We start from the raw sequence: 22702 nt of genomic DNA on the forward strand, positions 1-22702 counted from the left end.
GGTTAAAAAAAAAGTCCCGTTTAGAACGGGACCTGTTTTGTACATTGACGTATGCCTAAAATGGTCCCTTACCCCTTTTAAAAAAGAAGTAGAAATAAAAACCATTCCAGAAATAAGTCTGCATAATTTCAAATATATCGGCTAATGTAGCCATTCATTTTTGAATGCCTTAAAAATCAGTATATTTTTTTGTTTTATCCAACAATTCGCCGGAGTTGCTGTAAGATCGATACGAATTATTATTTTTTTTTGCGAATACACTACAGTTTATACCAACCGGCTTCTTTTATCAGCTGCTATATTGTCTGCAGCAAATCTCCCGGCTTTGTGTATTTTTACGCAAAAACCTGTAGTATGTCCATTCTGGTTCAGGATATCACAAAAACATTTGGCAGTCAAAAGGCACTTGATGCTGTTAGCTTCACTATCAAGAAAGGGGAAATTGTCGGGTTTTTAGGGCCGAATGGGGCTGGGAAATCCACCCTTATGAAAATCCTGACTACCTATTACAGGGCAGATTCGGGCTCTGCAGCGGTAAATGGCTTTGATGTGGTTCAGCAAGCTTCCCGGGTACAACGCAGCCTGGGTTACCTGCCGGAACACAATCCGCTTTATTTAGAACTTTATGTTAAGGAGTACCTCTCCTTTTGTACATCTGTATACGGAATGCCAAAAGAAAGGATGGATGTGGTTATAGAACAGACTGGCCTGGGACCCGAGTCAGGTAAAAAGATAGGGCAACTCTCAAAAGGGTACAGACAACGGGTGGGCCTGGCAGCCGCCCTTATCCACGATCCGCCCGTATTGATCCTCGATGAGCCTACCACGGGGCTGGATCCCAATCAGCTGATGGAAATAAGAAGGCTGATAAGGCAGATAGGGGAAGAAAAGACCATCCTCTTATCTACCCATATCATGAAGGAAGTAGAGGCTGTATGCGACCGGGTCCTGATTATCAACAAAGGGAAACTGGTAGCTGATACTTCCCTCGAACGCCTGAGAAAGGACGATGTTCAGATCATTGAGGTGGAATTCGATTACCGTGTGGAAGAAGTTCTGCTGCAGAGGCTGCCCAACCTGGAAACTGTTCGCAACACAGGAGGCTTTGTCTATGAACTGCAATTTAGCACCTCCAAAGACATGCGGCCAGCCGTTTTTGACTTCGCTCACGACAATCAATTGAAAACGCTGCAACTGAGTCGGAAAACCAAAAACCTGGAGAGCCTCTTCACAGAGTTAACCGCTCCCTGAGCTGCACACTACCTTCCTATTCCAGCAATTGAAATTCAAGGGTAGATACTACGCGAACCCGTTTAATTTGCGGCGTATTTGCATCCCGGTCCGCAACGGAAAACAGCCCCTGACGGGCGGTCCTGATAGCACCCACGCGGGCTTCTGAGTCCCTGGCGAATTTTTCTGCTACTTCCCTGGCATTTCGGGTGGCCTCCTCTACCATCTCCGGTTTGATTTCGTTCAATCCGGTGAAGATGTATTCTACAGGTTGCCACTCATTTTTTGAACCCAGCAAAATCCCTTTGGAAAGTAATTCCAGAGAAGCTCCTAAAGCTCTTTGCAGTTTGGGTATATCCGAGGTCCTAACAGTAAATTCAGATTTAGCCACATAACGGAATGCCGCATATTGGGCGTTGCTGTTGTAAATATTTGCCCTCGCATCGCTAATATTAACAGTACCCTGGGTAATCTCTGCCGCTTCAAAGCCCTGTGCTGTAAAAAAATTATAAACCTCCTGGTTCTGATCTGCAATTTTACGCTGTAGTTCTGCCAGGTCATTCCCGGTCAGCATAATGTTGATAGGCCATACAGCCAGGTCTGCAGGTACTTCCCGCTCAGACAAGCCCTTTACACTTACAAACCGATCAAAACTCCTTCCCTTCAAATAGGTATTACCAATAAAATAACCGGCAAGGGCAAGGGCAAATGCGATTATTAAAAAAGGGAGTAAATTATTGTTTTTCATATCCTATTGTTTATGTGTAAACTTCTCTCAACACGGGGTATACTATTTACGGTTAAGAAGCGGGCTGCAGATGGGCTGTTTTGATCATTTATATTTTATTTAAGAGGCCAGCTCTGGGTAAACCACCTCTTCACTGATTCCGGGATGGTTCCCGCTATATTCCTTTCCCCTGAGTCTGGAAACGGTATGGGCCTGAAGCAAGTCTTCCGGAAAAGCGTGTATCAGCTCCTGCAATTGCTGCTGATCCAGTTCATCCTCAATGGGCCGAAGCCATTTATCTTCCAGGGCCTCGGGAAGGATCAGTGGCATTCTCGGCCCCTTTAGTTTCGGGTTATTGTGAATTTCAGCCATCATGGGGTTGCCTTCAGTGGTCACAATAGAAAAAGTGGTAAGGGACTGCCCGGACTCGGGATCCCTCCATTCACTATACAAACAGGCCAGGGCTATAGGCTTACGGTCTTTTCTATAGATAAAGTAAGGATAGGTCTTGCCTTTATGATGGTGGTGCTCGTAGAAACCATCAATATATAGAAGGCAGCGATTGGAGCGCGCAGCCCGCCTGAAAGAAGGTTTCTCAAAGATAGTCTCCCCCCGGGCGTTAAGGGTCTGGTTCCATAATTTCCGCTGCTGCTTCTGGTCTTTTACCCAATGTGGTACCAGACCCCAGGTAGCCACCATTGGGAAATCCGGATCAAAGTCCGGATAGATCAGCAGCCTGGGGTGGCTGAAGCCGGATGCATGATGTAAGGGCAGGTCCGTAAAGGGAATCAATTGCTGTTCAATCTGTTCTGCAGCCTCAGCATCACCCCGCCGAAGCGCCCTCTTTAACTGGGTTTCCAGGCTGGCTTTGATGTCGTAGCACATATTTTGATCTTAAGCACATTTTTAGGGGAAATACCCCCATCTTTTCCCCGTCAAACAAATTACAAACGCTCCCTGTAAAAAGCAAGCAGTTTAATTCACCAGGCGTATAAACCAGCTATAACAGCTACCTGTTACTTATGTCCTTTTTCCATTTCCCTCCTGCGCATCGGCATACTATCTATAAGGGCAAATAACTCCTGTGCGGTGACTATTTTTTCAGAATACAGTTTCCGGCCTCCTTCCAGTCCGAGCAGTTCAATGGCGAAGGAAGTTATTGGTCGGGAGGGCCCATCCTGTTTTTTGTTTGACTGCATACCTTTTACATAACAATCGGGCAACAAGGAATATACCACTACCTTTCGCTCTGCAAGTCCTTTCGCTGCCTTTCGGACTACCTCCAATTGCTGCAGGTAGCTCTTATCCTCTGGACCCGGGCTGTACAGGATAAGCAGCCGTTCCTTCCAGCGGTGGCGATCCAAATCCTGGGCCATTGCTTTCATTGACATCAGACACAACCAGATTAATATCACCTTATGCATTTGCTTCCGTTTATTCGAGGCTGAATTTCACCTGCACACTAGCCTCCACCCGGATCTTCTTGAACTCCGAAGTGATAGGCGTGTAGGCGTCTTTGGTACTGGCCATTCCCGTCATGACTACTTCCTGCAGATCCCTCTGCATATTACCATAAACCATGGGCTCATTGTCTGAAATATAAATAGCCTTTCCCAGGGTTTGACCCAGGGCAGTTGTCATCACAACCGCCTGCTGACGAGCCCGGCTGACCGCCAAGGCCTTCAGGCTGAGCTTCAGTTCTTCCATTTTGGAATATTCTGTCTTGAATAAATTCACGTTCGATATCCCGATTTGCTCCAGCTCGTATAAGGCCTGCCCTGCCTGGGCGGCCGTATAGACTACCAACTGAAAGGCCTTTTCCTTTAGTATGTCCTGCTTGCGCAAAAAATACTTCCTGAAATCACTGGAGAGATCTGCCACCTCCAGTTGTTTTTGCAAATCAATACCAATAGTCGTTAAGCGTTGTGCCATTTTTTGTTCCAGTTCTTCCAGGCTGACCCGTCCCTTGGTATCGCTTTCCTGAAGGAGGATGGAAAAATAGAGGCGGTCCGGGGTGACCAGGCTGTCTTTTCGGGCCGATGTTTCCAGATAGGGCTGGTCCAGGAAATTCTTCTGCTGGGCAAGGATTTGGTTACCTACCAAAAGCAGCGCAAATACTATTATGAATCGTTTCATTTACCGTTATTTTTTAAACAAAGCTAACAAGAAATAAACGGATGATAAAAAGGCTGTTAGGCTATTTATTCTGCAAATGAGGGAAGGTTTAGTCCGGGTGAGTAAGAACCCTAAAAGACTGGGGGAAATTAATTGAGTTCCTTTAAGCTACAGGTCTTTACCGAATAACAGGACTCCCTACTTTTCGGTAAGATATTATCTTTATAAAACCCCTTTGGATAGTTATGAGAAAGGGTGCTGCGCTAGTGCAGCATATGTTTTCGTATAATGCTACCCTTTTTCAGGGAATCCCCCCCGATCCCGCCTTTAAATACCGCTTTGCTGGATTGGAGATTATCGGCGCCCGCCGCAAGTACATTGAAATGCAAATGTGCCCCGGAAACAAAACCAGTAGCACCTGAAAGCCCTATGGGTGTGCCAGCGGTTACCTTGTCTCCTACCTTCACAAAACTTCCCTCGTGAAAGAGGTGCACGTATTGGGTAAAATAATTCCCCTTCGGATGGTAAAGAGTTATAAAATTGGCATAGTCCCGCCATTTTCGGTCATCACCTCCGTTTTTATATCCGGAAATCACCCCAACAACAAAGCCATCGGCCGCCGCACAAACGGTATCGCCTTCAGCCATCTGAAAATCGAGGGCATATCTGGAATAATCGGAATTATGCGAAAATCTGCCATTGTACCCCTGCATCACCCTGTAGGTTTTATCCACAGGGAATGGAAATACCAGGGAATCAACTTTATAAGGCCTGCCAGGATCTCCCATTTGGAGGTTTAGTCCAATTTCTGGTTTCTTTTTACCGGTAAAACCAGCATACTGCAACAAGGTATCTTTCTCTGCTTCCAAACGCATGGGTTCCAGTGCCCCCGGCTGCAGGGCCAGCAGTGAATCTTTGGGAATAATCCTAAAAGTAATGGGGGCCTTCAATGGATTCGAAATATTAACATTCAGGGTATCTCCTTGAACTTCATAATCAAAGCCCATTTTAAATTGGTAATATCGTTCACTTGGTAAGGGAGAACAGGAAAGCCCAGTCAAAAGGATACCAGCGATCAGGATACAGGCAGCTCTTGTTAACATATGGATATAACTTAGTAAGAACTAAATCTATTAAGATCTATGCAATTATAAAATATTCTTTTCTAAGCTCAGAGAGGCGCCTAAATCAAAAGGCAGTAGCGGGTCTGAATAGCCCCAAATCTGACCGTGTTTGGGATTTCCCGAGGCAGAGAGGGATCCCACATAGTAGGTATGCAACAGGTAATGATGCAGATAGGCAAATACTTTTTGTTTTAACAGCTCGTAGTCCTGTCTGAGGCCGAGTGGAGGATTTCCCCAGGCCAGAATACCATAATCGGAGGTCTTTATGGCAAGTTCCACCCTTTTCAAGTTTTCTTCATCCACAATTTTAAAAGGCAGCTTGCGCAATTTCCTGGAATCAGTGAGATAGTAAGGGATCAGGTTCAGGAATTCCAAATTTCCAACCTCCTTGAGCTGTGGGTATAAGTCTCTGTTTCGATTGCAATAATTAAGGACGCGGTTAACGGTATGGTCAGAAATATGGCTGTTGGCCCTGCTGGGGTTTTTCTGTATCACCAGGAGCTTTTTCTTTCCCGTTCCCTTTAATCCAATTTGCAGTGCAAGGCGTTTATTGGGCACCTCATCAATTTGGATGCGAGTCACAAAATCAGGATAGGTATAGGGCATGCAGCCTTGGGTTTTAGCCCTTTTAATATACCACTTCTTATAAAAATGGCCTATGCATGCTCCAGGTATTAGGAAGCACAATCCCTTAATTTAAACGCTTGATTATCTGATTATAAGTATTTTTTTGTTCTATCGTGAGAAACCTATTGTGGTATAGAAAGCTAATTGATCCCCTTTTTATTGTCCTCTTCAGAGTCCAGCTGCAGTACCGGAACGCGAACAATTTCAAAGGTAGCCGAAGCAAGGACCACTTTGCCGCCGGTCTGTTCAATGGCTTTTGCGATCAACTCATTCAGGCGGTGTTTGGTAATACGGCGCTTTTTATAATCCACAATATAACGAAGGTTAAACTGAATCCAGTTATCCGTAAGGGTTATGGCCAGGCTGGGGGCCACTTGTGCATCTTCAATATAATAGCGTCCAACCACCGCTTTCCATTGTTCTTCTGACTGATGTACATATGAAGACAATTCCTCTGAAGCTATTTTGAGGATCAGTTCTTTGGCCAGTTCCCGGTCCGAACCGTATCGGATGGGCAAGTTGAATTCGTCCCAGATAAAGGGAAAATCCCGGGAATAGTTGTAAACAGGGCCACGGAAAACAAAGGCGTTGCTGAGTTTAACAATCCTCCCACTGTAATTGTCACTGCTTACCCACTCCCCAATTTCCATCATGGTAGTGTAAATGCTGTCGATATCAATCACATCTCCCTTTATCTTGTTTATCTCAATCCGGTCTCCCGGCTGGTATACCTTTACCAGGAAGATGTAAACCGATCCGGCAATACTCAGGATCAATTCCTGCAGGGTGATAGTAATGCCAGCTGTAAAAAGCCCTATCGCCAGGGCAACATCCTTAATATTTCCCGTAAAATAGGATACTGTCAGAATCAGGAGCAAGAGGTACCCGAAAACCTCAACACCCTTCTGGGATTTATAGCGGACATTGGAATCGGTTATATTTTTCCTGAGTAACCTCCGTAAATACTGGATTATACCGAGTACTACAACAGCCCAAAAAAGGTACTTGATCAGGGCTGCAGCTGTAGGATGCGCTTCCATCCATTGAGAGAGGTACTCCAGGTTTTCCATTATGAAGGGGTTGCTCTGCGTGTTTAGCAACTCTCTAAATTAGTCAATCCCCGACTTAGAAAAACTGATTAATGTTAGTTGGGAGGCGGCCGCATAAAAGCCTGTCCTCAAACATGCTGGTCTATGAGAATTGTATTGCCATCGGGGTCCTGGATTGCAAAACTACCCGGGCCTTGTGGGTTTTCCAGTTTTTCCTGTTGGGTAGGGATACGGGCCTTTTGAAGATGCCCGTGAATTTCCCTAACATCCTCAAATTGTTTTAAGGGGGACGCATCCTGGTCCCAGCCAGGGTTAAAGGTCAGGATATTTTGCTCAAACATGCCCTCAAACAAGCCTATTAGCGTCTGTCCGTTCTTCATGATCAGGTAATGGTGTGCTGCCTGCCCCGCAAATACGGAAAAACCCAGTTGTTCATAAAAGGCTTTTGAGGCCTGCAGGTCCTTTACCGCCAGGCTGATTGAAAATGCTCCCAGTTTCATTTTGATTTAATTTACGATTCCTATTAAATGTAGGTAATTCTTACAACTTATGGACGTTCTTATCGCAACCAATACCCGAGACTCAATACCCCCTGTGAATTTTCCAGGCCAGTTCCTTGAGTAGCTTAACGGCTACATAAGCTGTTTGCATTCCGTTGTCCCGGTCCGGATTGTATTCCACAATATCGGCTCCCACTACTTCGGCATCCAGGCCCTGAATCAGATTAATAAGCTGTCGTGAGGAGAATCCGCCGGGCTCCTGGTGGGAAACCCCGGGGGCATAGGCCGGGTCCAGGGCATCCAGATCCAGGGAAATATAGAGCGGGTAATTAAAAGGGCCTAATTTTCCCTGCATCCAGTCTTTCATCTCTATGACTTCTGTACCGTATTTTACTGCCTGATTCCATTGATGCGGGTTAAAACAGCGCAGGCCTACCTGCACCAGACGGGCACAGAGTTTATTTTCCATTATCCGGGCAAAAGGGCAGGCATGGGAATGCGGGTCTCCCTCGTAATCCTCATAGAGGTCCGGGTGCGCATCTATTTGCAAAATGGCCAGTTTAGGATATTTTTCTGCGTAAGCCTTAATGATGGGATAAGTTATGGAATGGTCTCCTCCCAGAGTGATCAGCCTCTTCATCTTTTTGAGGTGTTCCGCCGTTCGTATGTAAATATCCATGTAGTTTTTTGGGTGCAGATCTCCGAGTTCCTCTATGCTGTTTGAACCAAACTCAAATCCTTTTTCTGAGTAATGGTTCATTGCACCAGATTGCAGGGCTTCCCTGATCAGCGGCGGTGCTTTGGCAGGCCCTTGCTTAAAGGAAGAACCTTCATCATAACAAACTCCCTGTATTCCAATTTTATCCATACGCTAAAGCTATTTTTCTTGTCCTGTTTTCTGGTCAATAATACCGTTGATTTCGTTGATTAGTTCTACCCCATCTGCCATATACGTTAAACTCCCGTAACAATTGTCGATATTCAAAATCAGGATATTAAACCGTTGCCCGGGAAGCAAAAATACATTTTTGAGCGGCCTCATTTATGAGCTTATTCTGCCGTCAGGAAGTCCCGGATATCCTTTATGAGTTTTTCGAAATCGGGCTGGTGGGTGTACATCATATGCCCGGCTTCATAATACCGCATCTCTACTTTTTCCGGCTCAATCCCATTACGCGAAAAGGTATACTCCGCGTCGAAAAAGGGACAGATCAGATCATAATACCCATTGGCTACCATAATCTTCATTTCAGGATTGCGACGCATGGTCTCCCCCAATTGCGGGGCCACATTAACCATAGAAGGTTCCCAGTAGCGCCCTTCCGGTACCGGCCGCCATTTCCACTTCTGCCCGATAGCCCCATTGGAGGTAAGATAGGGCCGGTCCATTTCCACTCCCAACTCTTTTGCCAGGTAATGGTTCAGGGAAGCCGTATAGGCGGCTCCAATCTGGTAACTCGCCGGGTCTCCCAGATGCGGACCGTCTGAATAGGGGTCTATTTCCGGGCCCATAAAGCGACCATCCAGCCGGCCAACTGCCAGGTTCTGTTCGGCCAGCAGGGCTTTCTGGAAACGCGGCATCAGGATACGGAGGTTTCCTTTTTCGATATAGCCGGCGTCCAGACCGGTGAAATAAGCCAGTTTTTCCGAAATAGCCCTGGACTCTGTCCGGGAGAGCAGGGCTCCTTTGTACAGTGCCGGGATATAAGCGTTATAGGTAAAGTCCCGGCATTCTGAAATAAATTCCTCAAGGCTTTTGCCCGAACCTGCCTTTTTGTGATACCAGGCCGTAGCGGCCATACTGGGCAGGTAGGTGATATAGGATGTAATATTATAATGGATGGAGGTAGAGCCACCGTAGTCCAGGGCCTGGGAAATCAAAACAAGTCCGTTTAGTGCCATATTCTGGCCACCGCCTTCCAGGACATTGGCAACTGCCGCCGCCCGGGTAGTACCAAAACTTTCACCTGCAATATACTTGCGGGAGAACCACCTTTTATGGGTGGTGATCCACTGCCGCATAAAAGAGGCAATGGAACGCGCATCTTCCATCAGGCCCCAGTAATCCTCAACCTTTCCTTTTCCGATTACCCGGCTGTATCCGGTACCCACGGGATCTACAAAGACCAGGTCTGTCACGTCCAGGATCCCCATGGTATTCTCAACTACCGGATAGGGTGCAGCCCCGTCATCTTCGGAAGCGTCTGAAGCTACCTTAACAAGTTTTGGCCCGAATAGGCCCATATGCAACCAGACCGAGGCAGAGCCCGGCCCTCCGTTAAAAACAAAGGTTACCGGGCGGGTGGAAGGATCGGTCACACCTGTTTTGGTATAGGCCACAGACCATATGGAGGCAACCGCCTCCCCCTTGTCATCCTTCAGGTAGGTCTCTGCAGCCGTTGCCTTGTATCGGATGGTTTTTCCGCCATTTACAATCTGGTGTTCCGTAATAAAGGAACTGGGGTCCGGGACCGGTGCAATTTCCTTTTCGGATTCCTGGGCTTGTAGCAGGAAAGACATAAAAAGAAAGACTACTAAAAAATTGCTTGATCTGCTGGCTTTCATCATGGGCTGGTTTATAGAGAAAAAGATTCAAAGCCTTAATTTAGTACAATGCCCTTAAACCGTAATCAATTAAGGCTGAAAAGAATAAAAATCGTGTAAGGCCCCGATTGCTTCATTGAGCTCCGGTTGCACTTTGGGATCCGTACAATTGATCAGAATACTCACCACCATTTTTTGTTCCGGATAAACAAAAAAATTGCTGTAGCCCCCTACCCCATTGCCAATATGACCATAATAGGGAGCCCCAGGGATATCTTCTCCCAATTGCCAACCCAGGCCGTACCAGGTAGATTTTCCTTTTATCATTTGGGCTGAAGTAAACTGGCTTTGCAGCGCCTGCGGTACAATCTGCCCATTCAGACATGCCTCGCCAAAAAGACACAAATCTCCAACGGTGGAGAGGTATCCGCCTCCTGCCAGTTTATACCGATTGTCCACAGAAATAGCCTGTCGAAACCCCCCGGCAAAACGAGTGTAGCTAATGGCCTGCCCGGGAACGGGCTGCCCGGGGACCTCAACAAAAGTATTATCCATTCCGAGGGGCTTTAAAACTTCCGTTTCAACTATATCGGCAAAGGGTATACGGGCTGCCCGTTGCATAGCCAGGGAGAGAAGTACCGAGTCAAAACTGTTATAGAGATACCCTTTTCCCGGCTTGAATACCAGCGGATCATTCAGGAACAATTTCATGCCTCCTTCTATATCCAGGGGGTTATTCAGTGCGTATTCCTTTCCTTTATACCCCCGTATGCCGGCCGTATGTGCCGCAAGGTGGCGGATCCTGATGTCATTCTGGGGATATTCGGGTACATATTTTTGCAAAGGGTCTTCCAGATCGATCAAACCACTGGCCACCAGTCGGGCCAGGGCAGTAGCCGTAACGGGCTTGGATACACTCGCAATCCGGAAAACAGTCTTTTCTGCCTCAACAGGGATTGTTTCTTCCAGGTTGGCCATCCCGATCCCAAAATTCAGAACAGGGGATCCCTCCCGGTTTACCTGTATGGCCAGGCCGGGTATTTTCTGCTGCAGATATAATTGTTCTAAAATTTCCCTGGCCTCTTCCGGCCCAAAGGTATTGGGGCTGCTAGTTGTGGCCTTTCCATGTTTAAAAAGTCGTTTAAGCAGTTTCTGAATGAAGTTCATGTTTAATCGACAAAAATGAGCCTTCCCCTGAAGGTTTCTTCAACTGAGATTTCTGGAGGGCGGGAATAACTAAGGACGTCCCCGTACCCCCTTATAATCCCGGAAATCTGGTTTTGCGGATTTACCAGTATCTCATTGCTGCCCCGATGGTTTATACTTACACTGCCCGCCTCAAGGTTTTCAGCCTCCACCCTGGAGTCTCCGGCTGCGATGGTTACGTCCAGAGAGGCGGTTTGGCCCGATAAGTTGTAATAGGAAATGCCATTGGCCACTATGCTTACGGCCTGGGTATCCAGGCTTAGCTCAAAGGAGCCGTCAGTGGTCTCAGCCTCTGGTAAATTAAAACTTTCCGAAATCAGCCTGAGGTCGGTAAACCCGAGTGTTCCATCTGAGCGTATCGGCAAGCCCGAGCTACTGCGGATCTCAGTCAAATCTGGGCTGGTAACATAAAAAGTTGTCTGTCCGTATTCCCTGAACAGGTTACAACTATTGGTGTTTCGGAGTTCAAGGACTCCCGAATTAACAGCTGCGCTAACATCTGCCCTAAGGTTGCTGCCAGTTTCCAGACGCACAAGCTGTTCCGGGCCCTGACGTATTACAAGCCTCACATTCTCAAAAACGATGATGCGCCTGAATGCAGGCAATACCAGTTCTTCACTAATACGGTCACCGGTCGTTTGGAAACAGTCCGGGCCGTTTTCACCGCAACTCAGAAAGAAGAGGGATATAAAAGCCGGAATAAGCCAGGTGATCTTTCTCTGCATTGTATTTGTTATCATTGTCTGCATTACAATCGAACCCCTATTCCAAATTCAAGGGCCTCAGCCTTGGCTGCGTGCGACTTCAGGCTTACTGCGGCAAACCACCGCGACCCAAAATAACGCTTCAGCCCAATACGATTATACACCCTTCCTTCAAAATCGAAGGGATAGTAAACATAGTATCCCAATTGCGTCACAACGCTCAGGGAATTTATAAACAATTCATGGCCCAAAAACAGGCCCACCCTCTTAAAATCTGCTCCGGGATCCACACCTAACTCCGGAAAAGAATTGCTCTGGAAACGGATGAGTTCTTTGAGAAAGTTGGAGAAAAATACATCGCTCCCCAGTTGAATGGCACTGACCCTGCCCAGGCGCTTATCTGCATATGCAGAAAATATATAGAAAGGAAACTGTCCGGATCCCACCACGTCACTTTCATTGATACCCGAGCGAAAAACCCCGTTAAACCGTATGGGTTCCGTCACTTTTTTGGCTTCGTATTCTATATAGTCCGGGGAAATTTCCGGATCGAGATCGTAAAGCAATCCTGCTCCAATTCCGATGGTATTGGTTGAGGTATTCGGGGCCCGGAAATTGGCATTTGAATAGTGAATCAGGCTGATTCCGGCCTGAATACCAAGGCGTCCGAACAGTCGCTCGCGCTGATACTGTAACATCAAATAGGTAGAACTCAGCAAATGACTGCCATAGGCATTATTGCGGAAATTCTCACGGGCATCGTACGGATTGGTGTTATAGGCAATTCCCTGACCAATCCTGAATTGAAGCTTTCGACTTAGAAAATAAAAGTTGTAATGGACGTAAATCCCTAAGTTGACCCCCAGGGATGCATTGCGCATGTCCTGGTAAACGAAGGAAATACCCGTATCGGGATAATTAAAGAGGGACTCCCAGCTTTCCTCCCCAAAAGTCTTTTTGTTCAGGCCGAAGATAAATCCGGAAGGATGTGAAGCAATCAGGTGAGAAATATCGGTATTATGCAGGAGCACCGAACCATAGAAAGGACTAAAATCAAGGTATCTGGAGGTCTCCCGGGCCTGAGCAGACGCTTCACTTATACATAACAGGCTTCCGACTAAGAACCAAATCCATACCCTCATGGGGGCCAAAGGTAGTATTTTTGCATCAAGTCTCAGGGCAAGGAGGGGTTGAGATTAAAAGACTGCTTCTGCAATTGCTTTGATATTATCGGACTTACCCATAGAATAATAATGGAGGACGGGCACCCCTGCATCTTTCAATTCCCGGGACTGTTCGATAGCCCATTCAATCCCCACCTGCCTTACTGCCTTGTTATCTCTGCAACCCTCCACAGCCTCTATAAGCAGGTCCGGGAGCTCCGTTCGAAAAACCTGGGGTAAGAGCTGCAGGTGGCGCTTTATTGCAATGGGCTTGATCCCCGGAATAATCGGAACTTTTATCCCCATTTCCCTGGCCAGTTCCACAAACTCAAAATACCTGCGGTTGTCAAAAAACATCTGGGTTACCACATAGTCTGCACCCAGATCCACCTTGTGTTTCAGCCATTTTAAATCGGTTTTAAGTGAAGGGGATTCCAGGTGCTTTTCCGGATAGCCTGCCACCCCAATACAAAAATCCGGGCAATTGTCGGTTTCGATTACTTCGTGCAGATACCTGCCTTTGTTGAGTTTGACAATCTGCGCCACCAAATCCGAGGCATAATTATGACCACCTGTTGTGGGCTCAAAATATTTCTCCTCCTTCATGGCATCCCCCCTTAAGGCCATGACGTTGTCCAGGCCCAGGTAGTGACAATCTACAAGCAGGTATTCGGTTTCCTCTTTGGTAAAACCGCCACAAAGTACGTGCGGGATAGCATCTACATTGTATTTGTGTTTGATTGCCGCACAAATACCGAGGGTTCCCGGCCGCATACGGGTAACCCGTTTGTCATAAAGGCCATCGCGGTCTATATACACATATTCCTCACGGGAAGTGGTAACATCTATAAACGGAGGTTTGAATTCCATCAGAGGATCTATATTCCTGTAGAGCTCCTCTATATTCTTCCCCTTTACCGGAGGGATAATTTCAAAAGAGAACAGGGTTTCTTCTGCCTTTTTAATATGTTCTGTTACTTTCATTTTATCGGTATAAATAAAATTGCTGCGCCCTTCATCACTTCTTTCAGTCTTCTGCCAGATTCGGATTCAGCCATCGTGTAGCCTCCTCCATGGAAATTCCCTTACGTACTGCATAATCTTCTAATTGGTCTTGCCCTATTTTTCCCAGGCCGAAATAACGGGCCTCCGGATGTGCAAAATAATAGCCACTAACACTGGCTGCCGGCCACATGGCCAGGCTTTCCGTTAGTTTCACCCCTATGCGCTCTTCCACTTCCAGTAGCTCCCAAATAGTAAGCTTTTCAAGGTGGTCCGGACAGGCCGGGTACCCGGGTGCAGGCCTGATTCCCGTATAGGATTCACGGATGAGGGCATCATTGTCCAGCTGTTCACCCAGGGCATAGCCCCAGTGCCGGATCCGTACTTCCCGGTGGAGGTATTCCGCAAAGGCCTCTGCCAGCCGGTCTGCCAGGGCTTTCACCATAATGCTGTTATAATCATCCAGCTTCGCCTGATAGTCTGTAGCCAGCTCCTCGGCTCCCCAACCCGCTGTAACACAAAAACAGCCCATGTAATCCTGCAACCCGCTGGAAGCAGGGGCTATATAATCAGCAAGGGCCAGATTGGGAACACCTTGCCGCTTCTTTCCCTGTTGCCGAAGGGTCCGAAAGACGAAAGTTTCCTTTTCCCCGGCTTTGATTTCAATATCATCAGCCCCCTGTCGCCTGGCTGGAAACAGCCCGAACACCGCTTTGGCTACCAGCTTTTTTTTACTAATCAGTTCCCGAAGCATTTTTCCGGCATCGTTGTAAAGGGCACTGGCCTGTTTCCCAACCAGTTCATCTTCCAGGATTTCCGGGAACTTTCCATGCAAGTCCCAGGCCCTGAAAAAAGGTGACCAGTCTATAAACGGCACAAGTTTATGGAGTTCAAACTGATCGATCTGTTGAATCCCCAATTGTCTGGGAACCGTAATATCTTCCTTACGCCAGCTAATGTCGGCCGCATTTTGGCGGGCTTCCTCCAAAGAGAGGTAGGTTTTCTGTTTTTTTCGCTGCAGGAACTTTTCACGGAAGGACTCATAATCCAGCTTTACCGCTTTTTTATAGCCGGTTCCCTGATCTTTTTGCAGTAGATCACCAACCACCGTAACCGCACGGCTGGCATCATTTACATGTACCACCGCAGCCTGGTATTCCGGGTCAATTTTTACAGCTGTATGGGCCTTGCTGGTAGTGGCACCCCCAATCAGCAAGGGGAGTTCCAGACCCTGCCGCTGCATTTCCTTTGCCAGGAAAACCATCTCGTCCAGGGAGGGGGTAATAAGCCCGCTCAAGCCTATGATATCTACCTGATGCTCCCTTGCGGCCTGTATTATTTTCTCGGGAGGAACCATAACCCCCAGGTCAATGATCTCGTAATTATTGCAGGCCAATACAACACTGACTATATTTTTCCCTATATCGTGAACGTCTCCCTTTACGGTAGCCATGAGGATCTTACCAGCTGCTTTGGGGGATTCCCCGCCTTTGGCATTGGCCTCTTCTATAAAGGGCGTAAGGTAGGCAACAGCCTTTTTCATGACCCTTGCCGACTTCACTACCTGAGGCAGGAACATCTTCCCGCTGCCAAAAAGATCTCCTACCACGTTCATCCCGTGCATCAGCGGGCCCTCAATAACCTCGATGGGCTGCTTATAGGTCTGCCGGGCCTCCTCAACATCCCGCTCTATGTATTCGTCTATGCCTTTGACCAGGGCACGGGTTATCCGTTCCTGCAGGGAATCTTCCCGCCAGCTGAGATCTACTTTACGGGTTTTCTGGCTGCCTGAAACCCCTTCGGCATATTCCAGCAGGCGCTCGGTTGCATCTTCCCTCCTGTTGAGCAGCACGTCCTCAACATGTTCCAGCAACTCCCCGGGAATATCGTCGTATACCTCCAAAAGAGATGGATTCACAATACCCATATTCATGCCGGCCTTTATGGCGTGGTACAGAAAGGCAGAATGCATAGCCTCCCGTACCGGATTATTCCCCCTGAAACTAAAGGAAACATTGCTCACCCCACCACTTACGCTACAATGCGGAAGGTTTTCCCGAACCCAGCGGGTAGCCTCTATAAAATCCAGGGCATTGCGCCTGTGCTCTTCCATCCCGGTTGCCACCGGAAAGATATTCAGGTCAAAGATGATGTCTTCAGCCGGAAAACGGGCCTGGTTTATCAGTAAGTCATAAGAACGGCTCGCAATTTCTATCCGCCGCTGCAGTGTATCTGCCTGCCCCTTTTCGTCAAAGGCCATCACAATTACGGCTGCCCCGTATCTGCGTATCAGCCTCGCCTGCCTGAGGAAGGTTTCCTCCCCTTCCTTCAGGCTTATGGAATTGACCACACACTTCCCCTGTACCACCTGCAGCCCGGCTTCAATTATTTCCCATTTGGAGCTGTCGATCATGATGGGAAGGCGCGCAATGTCTGGTTCCGCCATCAGCAGGTTCAGGAAAGTTACCATGGCCCTTTTACCATCTATCAGGCCATCATCCATATTCACATCGATGATCTGTGCCCCGCCCTCAACCTGATCGCGGGCTATTTCGACGGCTTCCTCGAAGCGATCTTCCTTGATCAACCTGAGAAATTTACGGGAACCGGCAACATTGGTACGCTCCCCTACATTGATAAAATTACTCTCCGGAGTAATCACAAGGGGTTCCAGTCCCGCTAATTTTAAATATTTCTTTTGTCCGTTATTCAACACAAATCAATTTTCATTCTATCATTTAGGGTGGGAAGTACTTCAGGCGATTGTTTTAAAAAGGCTGCTTTACATGAACAGGCCGCGGATTGTAATCTGCGCACAGCCTGGCAATAGCAGCGATATGTTCCGGATTGGTGCCGCAGCAACCCCCTACTATGTTCACCAGGCCCTTGTCAAGATATTCCCTGATCTGCCGTGCCATCTGCTGCGGGCTTTGGTCGTATTCCCCGAAAGCATTCGGCAGGCCGGCGTTGGGGTGGGCCGATACCCCGCCCTCCCATTTGGCAGCAAGGACTTCCAGGTGCGGTACCAACTGGCTGGCTCCAAGGGCACAGTTGAACCCAACGGATAACAGGGGAATATGTGATATGGAAATTAGGAAAGCTTCAGCCGTCTGCCCGGATAAGGTCCTGCCGGAGGCATCCGTTATGGTTCCGCTTATCATAACCGGAATATCGATGGCACGTTCTTCCCGAACCTCTTCAATTGCAAAAAGGGCTGCCTTCGCATTGAGGGTGTCAAATACGGTTTCCACCAGCAGTATATCAACACCTCCATCCAGAAGACCGATCACCTGTTCTTTATAAGATTCCCTCAGCTGGTCAAAGCTGATGGCGCGATACCCGGGGTCGTTTACATCCGGAGACATACTCGCCGTTTTGTTGGTAGGTCCTATACTTCCGGCAACAAAACGGGGTTTCTCGGGCTGCATGCGGCTAAATCGATCAGCAGCATCCCGGGCAATCCCGGCAGCCGCCTTATTGATTTCATAAACCTGCTCCTGCATTCCGTAATCCGCCATAGCAATTGAGGTAGACGAGAACGTATTGGTTTCAATTATATCTGCTCCCGCCTCCAGGTACTTGGAGTGAATTTCAAGGATAGCCTCTGGTTGGGTAAGGGAAAGGAGGTCGTTATTGCCTTGCAAGGGCTGCCCCCAATCCGCAAATCGCTTTCCCCGGAAATCTGCTTCCTTAAAAGAATACTGCTGCAGCATGGTCCCCATGGCACCATCGAGTACCAGGATCCTTTTCTCTAATATTGATTCTATTTCTGACATGTGTAATGTATCAGGCCTGTTGCGCAATTCCCTTAGGGAAATGAAATCAAGAAAAGAAAAGGTTATTAGAGGCCCGGATAGAAATTTGTTATCTGCCCCGGGTAGTGAACCGCTTCAGTGTTCCCCTCGGGATAGAATGTAGCACCTTCTTTGCCGGCAAGGAGCGGCAAAGGGTTGCTAAGGTATCAAAGGGTCTATTCCCTCCACCTTTCTTGATAACTTCGCAAAGTGGCAATGAACTGTAACAAAGTAACGGCAGTACAATGTCAAAAGCAAACAATATAACTGCTTTTTACTATTAAAAAATAAAGCCGGGAAACCCTTAAGGGTTATTGACCCGGCCTTACCAACCAACTTTCTCAAGGCTCAGCCAATAGCCTGAATCACCTCTTTTTTTGCCTCTTTCTTACTTCCGTCAAATCCGGTAACACCCCCTACGGTTGTATATTTCAGTAGGTACCGTTTCCCGGGATTAACCCGCTGATAGGCACTTTGACACATAACTGCTGCTTCATGGAATCCTGAGAGGATCAATTTTAATTTTCCCGGATAGGTATTGACATCCCCTATGGCATAAACCCCGGGGATATTTGTCTGATAATCGTAGGCGTTGTTAACCTTGATGGCATTCTTTTCAATGTCAAGGCCCCAATTTCCGATTGGACCCAGCTTAGGGGAGAGCCCGAACAAGGGAATAAAGAAATCCGTTTCCACATAAGATTCTCCTTTTTCCGGATGGTTAAAGCGAACGGCTACGGCTTCAAGATGATCATCCCCATATAAACGACTGACCTCAGCTTCCGTGTAGAGTTTTATTTTGCCTGCCTTTGAAAGGGCAGTGGCCTTTTCTACCGAATCCAGCGCTCCACGGAATTCATTCCGCCGATGCACCAGGCTCACTTCCGATGCAATTTCCGCCAGGAATATGGACCAGTCCAATGCAGAATCGCCACCTCCTGCCAGCACTACATTTTTATTTCTAAACCGTTCAGGATCGCGAATCATATACTGTACTCCCTTGTTTTCAAAATTCGCGATATTCTCTAAAGGAGGTTTTCTGGGCTCGAAGGATCCCAGACCGCCGGCGATAACAACAACCGGAGCACAATGGCGTGTGCCCATATTGGTTGTCACCAGAAAGCGCCCGTCATCCTGTTTTTCCAGATGCTCCGCTCTTTCGCCAAGTGTAAACCCAGGCTCGAAAGGAGCAATCTGTTCCATAAGCCGGTCTACCAGATCGCCTGCCAGTATTTCAGGATATGCGGGAATGTCAAAGATGGGCTTTTTGGGATAGATCTCGGCGCACTGCCCGCCTGGTTGCGGGAGCGCATCTATCAGGTGGCATTTCATCTTAAGCAGTCCTGCCTCAAAGACAGTAAACAAGCCCGTGGGCCCCGCTCCGATGATGAGTATATCAGAATATATCATTAGTATCTAATTTTTATTGGTAATTAAATGCTGGGTAACTTCGTTCATTTTGTGAACCTTGGACTCAAAATCCCCTTTCAGGGTTTTTCGAAAACGGTTCAGGTTTTCGACCATCCAGCTTATATCCTCAGGAAGTATCTCTTCAAAAAACTGCCGCAGCCTTTTGGCCGTAGTGGGTGACTTGCCATTGGTACTGATGGCTATCTTAACATGGCCTTTGGTAACAATTCCTCCCATGTAAAAATCGCAGAGGGGCGGATTATCGGCCACATTTACCAGAATATTCCGCAGGCGGCAGTCCTGGTATATCTTTTCATTGACCTGGGGTTTGTCCGTACAGGCGATAACCAGGTGCTTGCCCTGCAGATACCCTGCATGATATGAAGCCCGTACTAAATGTACCTGAAATGCCTTCGCCTTCTCTGCCGTACCCTCCCGTATTAGGGGTGCTACCAGGGTTATCTGGGCGTCCGGACTGGATTTTGTAAGGAAATGTAATTTTTCCTCGGCTACAAAGCCCCCTCCAACAATCAGGATTTCCAGTTGTGCGGTTTTTAAGAAAACCGGATACAGATTATTTTTTTCCATAGTCTTTACTAGTGATTATTAAATACTGAAGCACTCTTTTGATTATGACCTGAAAGCAAATGTTCAGAAGACAAAACTGAAATCACCTTCTCCCTCAGGCGAACTACTTCTCCAATCAGAATAATAGCTGGGTTGGAAAGCCCCTTATCATTGACCGCCCTTTCGATGGAATCAACAGTAGCTATCGCAACCTTTTCATTGGGGGTTGTGCCCTCCTGTATGACAGCCACAGGCGTCCGTCCTTTTCCGGAGGCCTGGAATACAGCCATTATTTCAGCTAATTTGGACATTCCCATCAGAATGACAACCGTGGCCGAAGATCTGGATGCGAGCCGGATATCTTCACTCAGTTGGTGGTTCTTTGTAGTACCTGTTATGACCCAGAAACTTTCTGAACTCCCCCTGTGGGTAAGCGGAATAAACTGGGTTGCCGGGACCGCCAGTGCGGAGGATATTCCCGGGACCATCTGAACTTCGAGGCCATGACTGGCTGCATATTGCATTTCTTCTCCCCCGCGGCCAAACACAAAGGGATCCCCCCCTTTTAAACGAACCACGTGTTTTCCTCCGGCCGCCAGCGCAACAATCAATTCATTGATCTGTTGCTGTATGTAGGCCGCACAACCCTTTCGCTTGCCAACGAAAATATGCTCTGCTTTTGTCGCAAAACCCAGCAGTTCCTCCGAGATCAAAGCGTCGTAAAGGACTACATCTGCGGTCTTGAGGATCCTGACGGCCTTAAGGCTGATCAGTTCAACATCCCCGGGCCCCGCACCGATAAGACTTAATTTTCCCTTAGTGTACATAATTCAGTTCTTTTTTACGTGTCTCCCGGGCCCACTGAAGAAATTCTTTGGCCTGATTAAGATAATAGAAGGCAAAGTCCTTATCAGGGGCCTGTTTGTTGAGCTCCAATACCAGGCTTTCAAATTCTGCGTATTGTGCCCACCCTTCCTGCCTGCCCGCCAGCGCCTGGAAATCCCTCAGGATTCCCGCATGGGTGTTGGTTTTGTGATCCTCTGCTGTCAATAGCGCTTTTGCCGCATGGATAAAGGCCGAATAGGCGTAATAAACGGCTGCTGCCCATTTTTCCTTTTCAAAGGAAACCTCAGCCTCTGCCAGTTTTTCATCGGCTTCATAAAAGAGTGTGACCACCAAATCGATAACTACCCCGGCACACTCTCCTACTCCAATGGCTTTTTTATATCGTTCCCGCGAGCCCCAGTCAATAAAATCTTCCGGAGTAAGGGATGAGATATCCGCCAGGGGTTTTAGTAGATTATAAAAATACATTTGCCCTCTTTTGGCATAGTATTCCTGATATTGGGCCCCGCTGGCAAACTCAAGGTAATCGTCCAGGATCAACCGCAGTGCATCCGGGCCTTTTTTGGAAGGAATTTTAATCACCTTGTCTGCAAAAACCCCCTGCCCATTCCCGAGGTTACTCCCTCCCAGGAGTACCTGTAAGGCAGGAGCTACCCGCTTGTCTGCCGTTCGGACAGACATCCCCTGAAAGCCGATATGGGCCATGGTGTGCTGCCCGCAGGCATTCATACACCCGCTGATCTTGATCACCACATCCTTATTTCCTATAAATTGAGGGTATTCCGAGCGGATTAGCCGTTCCAGTTCAGTGGCAATCCCGGTGCTGCTGGCAATCCCCAGGTTGCACGTATCGGTACCCGGGCAGGCCGTAATATCCAGGGCACTGTTGTAGCCGGGCTCTGCAAGCCCGATCTCTTTAAGCCGCTTGAAGAAATAAGGGACGTTTTCCGTTTTCACAAAAGGGATCAGGATATTCTGGCGCAGGCTCAGGCGAATTTCCGATGCCGCATAGTTTTCTGTGAGCTCTGCCAGTTGCCGGGCCTGATCGGTACTGAAATTCCCCAAAAAGACCTTTAAGCCAATGGCGACATAGCCTTTTTGTTTCTGGGGGATCAGATTGCTGGCCTTCCAGAGCTCATAGTCTTTTCCGTATACCTGAACTTTTGGGACTATTCTGTCCGATATCTCCGGGGAGGGATAGGTTTCTGCCTTAATTGGATATTGCTGCCGGGGGAGCGCCTTTTTTTCTTCGCTAACCAACTGCCTGAAAACCTCAAGGCCCAGATCCTTTATCAGAAACTTCAAGCGAGCCTTTGACCGGCTTTTGCGTTCTCCGTAACGGTCAAAGACCCTTAACACAGATTCCATCAGGGGAATTATCATTTCCTGTGGCAGGAATTCATAAAGGCAGTCGGCATGCCGTGGCTGGGATCCCAGGCCCCCTCCCAGCATTACCTTAAATCCCTTATCACCTTGCGAAACTTTCGCGATAAAACCGAGATCATGCATATAGGATAGCCCTGTATCCCTGTCGCTGGAGGAGAAGGATACCTTGAATTTTCGTCCCATTTCCTGCCCCACGGGGTTTCTAAGGAAATATTCGAAAACGGCCTGTGCGTAAGGGGAGACATCGAAAGCTTCTTCAGGGTCAATCCCGGTAGTTTCACTGGCAGTCACGTTGCGAACCGTATTGCCGCAGGCTTCCCGCAGTGTTACGGCATCCTTTTCCAGTTCTGCCCACAATTGTGGGGTATCGTTTAAATCCACATAGTGGATTTGTATATCCTGCCTGGTGGTGATATGAAGCTTCCCGGTAGAATAGGTATCGGATACCTCAGCTATCCTCCGCAATTGGGCTGCACTTACTTTTCCATAAGGCAGCTTAATGCGGATCATTTGCACCCCCTGCTGTCGCTGTCCGTATACGCCGCGTGCCAGGCGCAGGCTGCGGAATTTCTCGGCATCTAACTCACCTGCTTTGAACGCGCGAATTTTGCGCTCCAAATCAATAATATCCTGAGCTACGACCGGATTCTCAATTTCGCTCCTAAAACTTTCCATATTATTCCTATGGTTTTAGTAGGTTTTTAAAAA

22 protein-coding genes and 1 riboswitch are annotated in these 22702 nt (G+C 47.8%); of the genes, 1 reads left to right on the forward strand and 21 read right to left on the reverse strand.

Going from position 1 to position 22702, the window contains the following annotated elements; all coding sequences use genetic code 11:
* The first annotated feature begins 354 nt into the window (after positions 1–354).
* Positions 355–1251: a gliding motility-associated ABC transporter ATP-binding subunit GldA gene (gene gldA, locus ACT6NU_RS02505; RefSeq protein ID WP_445382886.1), complete on the forward strand. Its 897-nt coding sequence runs from the start codon at positions 355–357 to the stop codon at positions 1249–1251.
* A 16-nt stretch (positions 1252–1267) separates the two neighbouring features.
* On the opposite strand, the gene ACT6NU_RS02510 is transcribed toward gldA, so the two are convergent.
* The 21 genes from ACT6NU_RS02510 to ACT6NU_RS02610 all read right to left on the reverse strand — a co-directional run bounded on the left by ACT6NU_RS02510 (position 1268) and on the right by ACT6NU_RS02610 (position 22669).
* A complete protein-coding gene (locus ACT6NU_RS02510; protein WP_445382887.1) occupies positions 1268–1978 on the reverse strand; it encodes an SIMPL domain-containing protein in 711 nt (236 codons plus the stop codon).
* A gap of 99 nt (positions 1979–2077) precedes the next feature.
* Positions 2078–2842 carry an SOS response-associated peptidase gene (locus ACT6NU_RS02515; protein WP_445382888.1) on the reverse strand — a complete coding sequence of 255 codons (765 nt, stop codon included), beginning with the start codon at positions 2840–2842 and terminating at the stop codon, positions 2078–2080.
* 131 nt (positions 2843–2973) lie between these two features.
* The gene (locus ACT6NU_RS02520; RefSeq protein WP_445382889.1) at positions 2974–3348 is read right to left on the reverse strand and encodes a DUF4174 domain-containing protein; all 375 of its coding nucleotides are present in this window, start codon (positions 3346–3348) and stop codon (positions 2974–2976) included.
* A gap of 43 nt (positions 3349–3391) precedes the next feature.
* Positions 3392–4093 (reverse strand): SIMPL domain-containing protein, encoded by a 702-nt coding sequence (locus ACT6NU_RS02525; protein ID WP_445382890.1) that lies wholly within the window; start codon positions 4091–4093, stop codon positions 3392–3394.
* A 242-nt stretch (positions 4094–4335) separates the two neighbouring features.
* Positions 4336–5175, reverse strand: a complete 840-nt coding sequence (locus ACT6NU_RS02530) for a M23 family metallopeptidase (RefSeq protein ID WP_445382891.1) — start codon at positions 5173–5175, stop codon at positions 4336–4338.
* 45 nt (positions 5176–5220) lie between these two features.
* Positions 5221–5802 carry a DUF1643 domain-containing protein gene (locus ACT6NU_RS02535; RefSeq protein ID WP_445382892.1) on the reverse strand — a complete coding sequence of 194 codons (582 nt, stop codon included), beginning with the start codon at positions 5800–5802 and terminating at the stop codon, positions 5221–5223.
* 161 nt (positions 5803–5963) lie between these two features.
* Positions 5964–6893, reverse strand: coding sequence for a mechanosensitive ion channel family protein (locus ACT6NU_RS02540; RefSeq protein ID WP_445382893.1), 930 nt, complete (start codon positions 6891–6893; stop codon positions 5964–5966).
* 107 nt (positions 6894–7000) lie between these two features.
* The gene (locus tag ACT6NU_RS02545) at positions 7001–7372 is read right to left on the reverse strand and encodes a VOC family protein (protein ID WP_445382894.1); all 372 of its coding nucleotides are present in this window, start codon (positions 7370–7372) and stop codon (positions 7001–7003) included.
* An 82-nt stretch (positions 7373–7454) separates the two neighbouring features.
* Entirely contained in the window at positions 7455–8240 is a 786-nt protein-coding gene (gene speB / locus ACT6NU_RS02550; protein WP_445382895.1) for an agmatinase, read from the reverse strand.
* 9 nt (positions 8241–8249) lie between these two features.
* Positions 8250–8414 carry a hypothetical protein gene (locus ACT6NU_RS02555; RefSeq protein WP_445382896.1) on the reverse strand — a complete coding sequence of 55 codons (165 nt, stop codon included), beginning with the start codon at positions 8412–8414 and terminating at the stop codon, positions 8250–8252.
* An 8-nt stretch (positions 8415–8422) separates the two neighbouring features.
* Entirely contained in the window at positions 8423–9937 is a 1515-nt protein-coding gene (locus ACT6NU_RS02560) for a S10 family peptidase (protein ID WP_445382897.1), read from the reverse strand.
* A 69-nt stretch (positions 9938–10006) separates the two neighbouring features.
* Complete coding sequence (locus ACT6NU_RS02565) at positions 10007–11083, reverse strand: serine hydrolase domain-containing protein (protein WP_445382898.1); 1077 nt, start codon at positions 11081–11083, stop codon at positions 10007–10009.
* Between the two features lie 2 nt (positions 11084–11085).
* Positions 11086–11847 (reverse strand): head GIN domain-containing protein, encoded by a 762-nt coding sequence (locus ACT6NU_RS02570; RefSeq protein WP_445382899.1) that lies wholly within the window; start codon positions 11845–11847, stop codon positions 11086–11088.
* Between the two features lie 23 nt (positions 11848–11870).
* Positions 11871–12968, reverse strand: a complete 1098-nt coding sequence (locus tag ACT6NU_RS02575) for an acyloxyacyl hydrolase (RefSeq protein ID WP_445382900.1) — start codon at positions 12966–12968, stop codon at positions 11871–11873.
* A gap of 54 nt (positions 12969–13022) precedes the next feature.
* A complete protein-coding gene (metF, locus tag ACT6NU_RS02580) occupies positions 13023–13973 on the reverse strand; it encodes a methylenetetrahydrofolate reductase [NAD(P)H] (protein WP_445382901.1) in 951 nt (316 codons plus the stop codon).
* 43 nt (positions 13974–14016) lie between these two features.
* Entirely contained in the window at positions 14017–16704 is a 2688-nt protein-coding gene (gene metH, locus ACT6NU_RS02585) for a methionine synthase (protein WP_445382902.1), read from the reverse strand.
* 55 nt (positions 16705–16759) lie between these two features.
* On the reverse strand, positions 16760–17767 hold the full coding sequence (locus tag ACT6NU_RS02590; RefSeq protein WP_445382903.1) for a homocysteine S-methyltransferase family protein: 1008 nt from the start codon (positions 17765–17767) through the stop codon (positions 16760–16762).
* An 85-nt stretch (positions 17768–17852) separates the two neighbouring features.
* Positions 17853–17989: riboswitch (SAM riboswitch) on the reverse strand.
* A 144-nt stretch (positions 17990–18133) separates the two neighbouring features.
* Positions 18134–19195 (reverse strand): NAD(P)/FAD-dependent oxidoreductase, encoded by a 1062-nt coding sequence (locus ACT6NU_RS02595; protein WP_445382904.1) that lies wholly within the window; start codon positions 19193–19195, stop codon positions 18134–18136.
* 6 nt (positions 19196–19201) lie between these two features.
* The gene (locus ACT6NU_RS02600; protein ID WP_445382905.1) at positions 19202–19783 is read right to left on the reverse strand and encodes a precorrin-2 dehydrogenase/sirohydrochlorin ferrochelatase family protein; all 582 of its coding nucleotides are present in this window, start codon (positions 19781–19783) and stop codon (positions 19202–19204) included.
* A gap of 8 nt (positions 19784–19791) precedes the next feature.
* Positions 19792–20589 (reverse strand): uroporphyrinogen-III C-methyltransferase, encoded by a 798-nt coding sequence (cobA, locus tag ACT6NU_RS02605; protein ID WP_445382906.1) that lies wholly within the window; start codon positions 20587–20589, stop codon positions 19792–19794.
* Complete coding sequence (locus ACT6NU_RS02610) at positions 20579–22669, reverse strand: HEPN domain-containing protein (protein ID WP_445382907.1); 2091 nt, start codon at positions 22667–22669, stop codon at positions 20579–20581. The genes cobA and ACT6NU_RS02610 overlap by 11 nt, the downstream gene beginning before the upstream one ends.
* Positions 22670–22702: the final 33 nt, after the last annotated feature.

The sequence above is a fragment of the Robiginitalea rubriflava genome, from assembly GCF_052540725.1.